Origin of the sequence: Novosphingobium sp. B-7, from assembly GCF_000410615.1 — a bacterium.
GTDB classification, from domain to species: Bacteria; Pseudomonadota; Alphaproteobacteria; order Sphingomonadales; family Sphingomonadaceae; genus Novosphingobium; species Novosphingobium capsulatum.
Map to the genome: position 1 here is coordinate 7,388 of NZ_KE148485.1, position 7,011 is coordinate 14,398.

The window sequence follows — 7,011 nt, forward strand, 5'->3', positions numbered from 1 at the left end:
GCGGGACGAGGACCGCGATCCGCGCACGGTGGCCTTTCTCAAGCGCTTTACCGTGTTCAACCTCGACCAGTGCGAGGTCTTGCCCGACGAGATGGTGCAGCCCGTGGCACCGATTGCGCCCGAGCTGGCGATTGCCGGCGCTGATCGCGTGATCCAGGGAAGCGGGGTGACCTTCCGCATCGGTGGCGGGGAAGCGTTCTATTCGCCTCCCCATGACGTGGTGCAGGTGCCGCCCCAGGCTGCGTTCCTCGAGCCGATCAACTGGTTCCGCACGGCCCTCCACGAACTTGGCCATTCAACCGGCCACCCGAGCCGGCTGGACCGAGACCAGACCGGCAAGTTCGGCTCTGCGTCCTACGCAAAGGAGGAACTTGTGGCGGAATTGGCCAGTGCCTTTGCCTGTGCGGCGCTGGGCATTGTTCCGACCGTGCGGCATTCTGATTACATCGGGGCTTGGCTCGAAGTACTGCGCGCCGACGAGAAGGCGATCTTCCGCGCCGCCAGTGCTGCCAGCAAGGCGGCTGACTTCCTGCTGGCCTGGGGGGAGGACCGGCCATGAGCTCGCCCCTCCCGCCCGAATGGGGTACGCCTGTCCTGCCAACCCTATCGCCGCGCGCGTTCTGGCGGCGGGGCCAGCGCGGCCTGCGCCGCATGACCAAGCGCCAGCGGGCGATCTTCGCAGCCGTGCGCTTCGAAGGCGCCAGCTATGCCGAACTGGCCGAGCGTCATGGCATCAGTGCCGATCAGGTGCAGGCCGAACTGGCCAAGGCCCTCTCCATCCTGACCCGCGCGGTCTATGGGCACTGGTGGCAGCGCTGGTGGCCGTGGTGAAAAATTCAGGCCGCCCGATGGCTCGCCATCGGGCGGCACCGTTGTGCGGAAACCATCAGGTGAAATCGTCGACGGAGTAGAACATGGGGTTCTGCAACCACTGGTCGAGCGCGCTGCGGCGCCAGCCCACGCAGCGCGTGGCAATGCGCGACTGCTTGGGGAAGGTCCCGTTGTGGACCTTGCGATAGAGCGTCGCGCGCGAGAGCCCGGTTTCCTTGAGCACTTGGGGCAGACGCACGAAGGAATTGGGGGAGGCGGTATTCATGGCACATCCTTCCTGTTTGATGGGTTGGATTGGCCGGCCACGAGCAGAATTGGGGCGTTGCGGGAAAAGCGCAAGCGCCTGTGAATCCAGGAAATACTGCATCTGCCGCGAGCACGCGGGTCGGTATACCGAAGCGCACCGGCGCGACCTCGACGAACACCAAAAAAAGTTTTGCGCGCAGGGGCTGCGCGGCTGGCAAAACCGCCAAGGTCAGTGGCATCGCGCGATCAATTGCTCGCAAACGATATTGCCGCGCGAATCAGTCTAGCGCGGCGATACCGATCAGGACGGCGCCCGGCGCTGCTTGCGTCGGCCGTGCCCGGTCACCTCGGCGACATGGTCCACCAGCGCGGTAATGATGTCGCGAACCTGCTCGGCGGCATAGCCTCCGGTGTCAGGCTTGATGCCGTGCGCCCGACTGAGGTCATTCCATTTCCAGTAGGGCGAGAGCACATCCATCAGCCGCTGGGTGTCCGTGTCCTCGTAGCCGAAGCCAGTGGCGTTGGCGTAGGCCAGGGAACGATCGACATGGAGGCTGATGTATTTTGCACACCACGTGTCGGGGAAACCCACGTCGAGCAGGTGCGACGACATCGCCAGCTGCGCGACGATTCCGGCCGAGTAGAACAGATAGGTGGTGTCATCGGTCATCGGTGAGGCCAGCGATCCCATAAACTCGCCCGCGCGCTGATAGCGGTCCAGGCTGAGTGCACGGCCTTCCCGCGTGCGCAGGAGCCGAACGGGCCGAGCATCGTAGCGCCGCCATAGTGCGCCGAGTTCGGAATTTTCACTTGGCAAAGTGATGATGGCGGCGCCCAGCGCGGGGGCGCTAAGATTTGATGAAGTAGCAGGAACGATCGTTTCCATGTGTACCTCCGGTCCGCGTCAGAAGCGGGGAGCGGAAGGCCTCAGGTCATCACGCGGACTGACCCCGAGCTCCCGCACGCTTGCGCGCGGGAGCCGCCGGAGCTGGTAACATGCACACGTCATGCGCCGCCGCCTTTAACCCGAAGGTTTGGACATGCGCGACAGCACCCCGGAAAACCGTGTTTTCCGAGTTCGCTTCGTGTGCGGGATTACCAGTCCCGGCGCCGCCTTTTGCGCAGCGCGATCCCACGATACCAGACGCGAATACGTGCGCCAAGTTTTTGCGTGAATTATGGAAAAGTGGCGCGCGCGCCTTCAGCTCTCGGGCGAGGATGTTCAGAAGGTTCCGGCGCGGCCGATCCAGCGCCGACGATACATCATGAAGGCCCCGATGCGGGGGGGGCGGCTTTAGGCCGTGCCCGCCTCACCCGACCCTTCGCGCAGCATACCGACAATCATCGCCGCCAGGGTTACTTCAGCACGGGTGCGAATGGCCTCGTCTTTGGCATCCAGATCGTGCCGGATGCATTGCGGCGCGTGCTCTATAACGCAGAGGATGACGGCGGAAGTTGTCTCGTCCATGCCATCTGTTCGGAACGCCATCGCCCAATTGGAGGAGGCTGCGCGGCGGGCTGGGTGAGGAATAGCCACCGCGTTGATTTCGCGCATCGAACGGCTTTTCATCCGCATGGTTCAAGTCTGGGACCAAGCCGGCATTCCCAACGCACTACCTGTGTGACCGCGATCGACAAAAGCCGACGCTCGAGCCTTGTTCGGATGTCATCATCCATTGGCCGAGGCGGGCCGCTTGCAGCGAGACAGCTCCAAGGTAAGCGTCCGGCGTCGGTCGTGTTGCCAGGTTGATACGCCATCGCGATGAGCGCGCCTTACGCCGTGTCCATTCGCACTGCGTAAGGAGAGTGCGTTGGACAGGGTTGAGATCATCACCGGGGTGGAGCGCCGCCGTCGGTATTCGGATGAGGAGCGCGCAGCGGTTCTGGCGATGTGTGACGAGCCCAAGGCTACGATTGTGGGCGTGGCCAAGCGATTGGGGATGTCGCCGGGGCTGATCCATGGCTGGCGGCGGATGCGCCGGGAAGCGGAGAAGCTTGCCAGCGAACCGCTGCAGTTCATCGCCTATGGTTCGGTGGCTGAACCGACAGGCCAAGCGCTTGCCCCCACGCCGATGGCACCACAGCCAGCGCCTGCCCAGCACACCGCCGCCGAGGAACTGACCCGCCCACATCCCGGTGCCCGCCCCGGTACAATCGACGTCGATCTGCCCAGCGGCATCCGCCTGTCGGTGGACAGCTACGTCAATGAGAAGGCGCTGGCGCGTGTGCTGCGCGCCTTGCGGGATGTCGCATGATCTCGCTGGCGCCGGGCACCGAGGTCTATCTGGCGAGCAAGCCGGTCAGCATGCGGCTCGGCTTTGATGGGCTTGCCGCGCTGGTGCGCCCCTTGTTCGCGGTCGAGCCCTACGGCGGTCATGTTTTCCTGTTTCGCAGCAAGAGCGGCAATTACCTGAAGGCGCTGTACTGGGATGGCAGCGGGCTTTGCCTGTTCGCCAAGCGTCTGGAGCGCAGCCGTTTCGTGTGGCCACCCTTGATTGAGGGCGGCGTTGTGCTGACCCCGGCGCAGTTCGCCTTGCTGATCGAGGCGATGGATTGGCGGCGCACGGTGGCTCCCGAACCGCCCCGCACACCTGCCCAACTTTGAAGCGATAATTGGCGTAATTCCGTGCTTTTGGCTTGGTCGAAGGAGCGGATTCTGCTAGCGGGAAGCGTGTCTCCCGACGATCTCGAACTGCCTGTTGATCCCGCAGAATTGCGCGCTTTTGCCGCCGCCATGCTGGCGCGCGCGATGGCGTCAGAGCAAGCACTTGCCGCCGAGAGAACCGCCCATGACGAGACCCGCGCGAAGCTGGAAGCGGCGCAAAATTCGATTCTGCTGACCGCGCTGCAGATCGAGAAGTTCAAGGTTCAGTTGGCCCGTCTTCGGCGCATGAAGTTCGGCCAATCCCCCGAGCGCCTTGCGGAGCAAGCCGATCAGCTTGAACTGACGCTGGCAGACCTCGAGGCCGAGCATGCCCATGCCGAGTGCGTGGTCGAAGGCGGCGTGCCCGATGATGCGCCCACCAAGGCTACCCCACGCAAGCCGCGCCGAGCGCCGCTGCCCGACCATCTGCCTCGCGACGAGATCATGCACGCCGCGCCGGATGCCGACGGCTGCTCGGCCTGTGGCGGCACGATGGGCAAGCTGGGCGAGGACGTGACCGAGGTGCTGGAATATGTCCCGGGGCGGTTTCGTGTCACGCGCCATGTTCGGCCCAAGCTGTCCTGCAATCGCTGCGACGCCATCAGCCAGGCCCCGGCTCCGGGGCTTCCTGTGCCGCGTGGCCGTGCTGGCCCCGGCCTGCTCGCCCATGTCATCGTCTCGAAGTTCGCCGACCATTTGCCGCTGTACCGCCAATCGCAGATCTATGCCCGCGAAGGTGTGGAGATCAGCCGTTCGACGATGGCCGACTGGCTTGGGCAGGCAAGCTGGCTGCTGCAACCTCTGGTCGACAGGATCGCCGATCACGTGATGGCCAGCGCCAAACTCCACGCCGACGACACGCCCGTTCCGGTGCTGGCGCCGGGGACCGGGAAGACCGCCACCGGCAGGCTGTGGGTCTATCTGCGCGACAATCGACGATGGGCCGCGTCGGACAGACCGGCAGCGCTGTTTCGCTACAGCCCTGATCGCAAGGGCGAGCGACCACGCGAACACCTCAAGACATTCGCGGGCTTCCTGCAGGCCGATGCCTATGCCGGTTTCGAGCGGCTCTATGCGCCGGATCGTGAGCCGGGGCGGATCACGCCTGTCGCTTGCTGGGCGCATGCAAGGCGCAAGCTGCATGACGTATTCAAGGCGGATGAGCATTCGGCGGCCAGCCAAGGGCTGGACATGATCCGCGATCTTTACGCCATCGAGCGCCAGATCGACGCTGTGCCGGCGGAAGAACGGCAGCAAGCCCGCGCGGTTTCCAAAGCCAAAGCGCTGGGCTTCTTTGCATGGGCCGAAGATGTGCTGTCCAAGGTATCGGCTCGCTCACCGCTGGCCGAGGCCCTGCGCTATGCCGTGAAGCTCAAGCCCCAATTACTGGCCTACACCGAGGACGGCAGGCTGGAGATCGACAACAACCCGGCGGAGAATGCGCTGCGAGGGATATGTCTGGGCCGCAAAAATTGGCTTTTCGCCGGTGCCGACTGCGGCGGTGAGCGCGCTGCCGCCATGTATTCCCTGCTGGAAACAGCCACGCTCAATGGCGTCAATCCGCAGGAGTGGCTGGCCAACGTGCTCGACCGCGTCGGCAAGGGACATCCCATCAACCGGATCGACGAACTGCTGCCGTGGAATAACGCCACTCTGCAGGCGTAAGCGCGAATTTTGGGAAGGAAGCGGACAAGAAGTTATTGGATTTTAGAATTTTCATTGATCGTTTGCGGTCGTATTCCGACGTCCGGCCGCGCGCAACATCTCATCGAGTTGGTGGATTACTTTGGTGTATGCGTCAAAATCCGAGACTTTATGAAGGTAGAAAAGCTTGCAGATGCCCATTGAAAGCTCCTGTCGAGCCTCATCATCAATCTGGCCGCGGATGGCATTTAAGCCACCGAACAGCTTCAATAGGCGTCCCTCAAAGCTCCCCAGCAATTGGGTCATGCAGTCCGCGTATTGGATATCGTCATCGACTGGTGCGCCCGCGAATGAGAGCATGCTGAACCACTCGTCTCCGAACTCTCCAATGTTTTTCGCGTAAAAGCGCTCGAAATCCATACCATCTCGGAATAGGCGGGTATTCATAGGAAACTCAGTCATGTGAAAATCCCCATTACTCCGCGCTCCACCTCAAAGTTCTTGTCTATAAACTCCTGCACTGTCCCCTTAGATCACGTCAACGGAAAGCGACTCCATCACTGATGTCCGCTATCGGGATTTTTCTAACGCCAACGCCCCAGAGCGGACGCTTACGCTCCAAGTGACCCGGCGGCGGAAACAGGCACAGCGTAAGCGCCGTTTTGACCCCACCTTGCGCAGATTTTTGGGTGTTGCAGTTGGGTATGGATGGATGACGCAACGCCAACGAGCACACTGGACACGGATGCTGGAGCGGCTCTGAAGCCGGTCCGGCGTCTTGAGGTTTTGAAGGGGATGACCGGCCGGCGCCGGACCTGGACGCTGGAAGAGAAGCTGGCGCTGGTTCCGGAGATGGAGCGCAGTGGCAACATTGCCGCGTTTTCGCGGGAGCGCGATGTCAGCACGTCGCTCCTCTACACATGGCGGCGCGAATTGCGTTATGCGGTTGAGGCCCGCCAGTTGCCGCCGCACCCGGATCCCATGTTCGTACCGGTTCTGGAAAAGGCGCCGGCACCAGCGTGTACGTCAGCCGATGGGATGGTAGAGATCGAGATTGCCAGCGCCCTCGTCCGGATCGGGCAGGACGTGCGAACTGATCTGGCCGTGGCTGTCATAAATGCGCTGCGGGGTGCCAAGGCTGAAGGCCGCCCATGATCGGGATTGGGCCTGGCGCGCGCGTGATGGTGGCAACGCGTCCGGTAGACTTCCGCAAGGGACCCGACGCTTTGGCCGCGCTGGTGGGCGCTGAATATGGCGGCGATCCTTTTTCTGGTGTGATCTACGTGTTCCGGGCCAAGCGGTCAGACCGGGTCAAACTGGTCTGGTGGGACGGCACCGGGCTGTGCCTGATGGCCAAGAAGCTGGAGTCCGGCGGCTTCAAGTGGCCGGCGATCCAGGACGGCGTGATGCGGCTGACTTCCGCACAATTGGGGGCTTTGCTCGAAGGTCTAGATTGGCGCCGGGTGCACGGCGGACGCAAGCCCATGGCCCCGCAGATTGCTGGTTGACGCAGGGTTCTTCCGCTGATTCACTGCCTTCATGCTGGTGGAAGCGGACCTGCCCGAAGACATCGAAGCGCTTCGCGCGTTCGCGCTCGAGCAGTCCCGCAAGCTGGCCGACGTGATGGTCGCCAAGGGCGAGGCCGA

At 63.1% G+C, this 7,011-nt stretch carries 11 protein-coding genes; 7 read left to right on the plus strand and 4 right to left on the minus strand.

Going from position 1 to position 7,011, the window contains the following annotated elements:
• Together H926_RS29615 and H926_RS0121150 are read left to right on the plus strand one after the other, a co-directional pair.
• On the plus strand, window positions 1-559 hold a 559-nt coding region (locus tag H926_RS29615), incomplete at its 5' end, for an ArdC family protein (protein ID WP_022678032.1).
• Window positions 556-831: a sigma factor-like helix-turn-helix DNA-binding protein gene (locus tag H926_RS0121150; protein ID WP_022678033.1), complete on the plus strand. Its 276-nt coding sequence runs from the start codon at window positions 556-558 to the stop codon at window positions 829-831. The genes H926_RS29615 and H926_RS0121150, both read left to right, overlap by 4 nt.
• Window positions 832-886: 55 nt before the next feature.
• Here the strand turns inward: H926_RS0121150 and H926_RS0121155 are convergent, their stop codons facing one another.
• From H926_RS0121155 to H926_RS29625, 3 genes are all read right to left on the minus strand, one after another.
• The gene (locus H926_RS0121155) at window positions 887-1,096 is read right to left on the minus strand and encodes an AlpA family transcriptional regulator (RefSeq protein ID WP_022678034.1); all 210 of its coding nucleotides are present in this window, start codon (window positions 1,094-1,096) and stop codon (window positions 887-889) included.
• Between the two features lie 282 nt (window positions 1,097-1,378).
• Window positions 1,379-1,963, minus strand: a complete 585-nt coding sequence (locus tag H926_RS29620) for a hypothetical protein (RefSeq protein WP_022678035.1) — start codon at window positions 1,961-1,963, stop codon at window positions 1,379-1,381.
• Between the two features lie 408 nt (window positions 1,964-2,371).
• Window positions 2,372-2,632 (minus strand): hypothetical protein, encoded by a 261-nt coding sequence (locus tag H926_RS29625; RefSeq protein WP_148291847.1) that lies wholly within the window; start codon window positions 2,630-2,632, stop codon window positions 2,372-2,374.
• 256 nt (window positions 2,633-2,888) lie between these two features.
• Between H926_RS29625 and H926_RS0121175 the strand changes: the two genes are divergently transcribed.
• The 3 genes from H926_RS0121175 to H926_RS0121185 all read left to right on the plus strand — a co-directional run bounded on the left by H926_RS0121175 (window position 2,889) and on the right by H926_RS0121185 (window position 5,386).
• Window positions 2,889-3,332 carry a transposase gene (locus H926_RS0121175; protein WP_022678037.1) on the plus strand — a complete coding sequence of 148 codons (444 nt, stop codon included), beginning with the start codon at window positions 2,889-2,891 and terminating at the stop codon, window positions 3,330-3,332.
• Window positions 3,329-3,682, plus strand: coding sequence for an IS66 family insertion sequence element accessory protein TnpB (gene tnpB / locus H926_RS0121180; protein WP_022678038.1), 354 nt, complete (start codon window positions 3,329-3,331; stop codon window positions 3,680-3,682). The genes H926_RS0121175 and tnpB (H926_RS0121180) overlap by 4 nt, the downstream gene beginning before the upstream one ends.
• A 66-nt stretch (window positions 3,683-3,748) precedes the next feature.
• Window positions 3,749-5,386: an IS66 family transposase gene (locus H926_RS0121185; RefSeq protein ID WP_022678039.1), complete on the plus strand. Its 1,638-nt coding sequence runs from the start codon at window positions 3,749-3,751 to the stop codon at window positions 5,384-5,386.
• Between the two features lie 51 nt (window positions 5,387-5,437).
• On the opposite strand, the gene H926_RS0121190 is transcribed toward H926_RS0121185, so the two are convergent.
• Entirely contained in the window at window positions 5,438-5,827 is a 390-nt protein-coding gene (locus tag H926_RS0121190; RefSeq protein ID WP_022678040.1) for a hypothetical protein, read from the minus strand.
• A 246-nt stretch (window positions 5,828-6,073) separates the two neighbouring features.
• On the opposite strand from H926_RS0121190, the gene H926_RS31220 reads away from it, so the two are divergent.
• Entirely contained in the window at window positions 6,074-6,520 is a 447-nt protein-coding gene (locus tag H926_RS31220; protein WP_022678041.1) for a transposase, read from the plus strand.
• Between the two features lie 26 nt (window positions 6,521-6,546).
• The gene (tnpB, locus tag H926_RS0121200; protein ID WP_202804785.1) at window positions 6,547-6,873 is read left to right on the plus strand and encodes an IS66 family insertion sequence element accessory protein TnpB; all 327 of its coding nucleotides are present in this window, start codon (window positions 6,547-6,549) and stop codon (window positions 6,871-6,873) included.
• Window positions 6,874-7,011: the final 138 nt, after the last annotated feature.